This is a genomic window from Amaricoccus sp. W119, assembly GCF_047275745.1.
In the GTDB taxonomy this organism is placed as follows: domain Bacteria; phylum Pseudomonadota; class Alphaproteobacteria; order Rhodobacterales; family Rhodobacteraceae; genus Amaricoccus.
This window is the reverse complement of sequence record NZ_JBKQWU010000165.1, coordinates 1-372: the sequence shown is the minus strand read 5'-3', so window position 1 is coordinate 372 and position 372 is coordinate 1. Positions and strand designations below refer to the sequence as shown.

Annotated in this window: 1 pseudogene; it reads right to left on the bottom strand. The window is 67.7% G+C overall.

Annotated features, from left to right (window positions below):
• Nucleotides 1–372 (bottom strand): annotated as a pseudogene (locus ACLJK8_RS22670) (IS21 family transposase); the annotation flags it as partial.

The window sequence follows — 372 nt, the reverse complement described above, 5'->3', positions numbered from 1 at the left end:
CGCAGGCGCCGCCGAAGAAGGCGAAGGCGCGGGCATGGGCGTCGAATACCATCTCCCGCGTCTCGCGCGGATAGGCGCGCACGAAGAACATCCGGCTATGGCACAGCCGGACATGCGCCACCTTCACCGTCGTCACTCCGGCGAGAACCACGATCTCGTGGCTCCAGTCGAACTGACAGGCCTCGCCCGGATCGAAGCTGAGCGGCACGAACGCGGTCGCGGTACGTCCCGCTTCCTCGCGTTGCCAGCGACGCGCATGGCGCCGAACCGCGTCGTAGCCGCCTTCATATCCCTGGCCCCGCGACGTCTCGAACAGGCGCATCAAAGTCAGCCGCTCGCGCCGGGGCTTCCCTTCGTTCTCCGCCAGAAGCC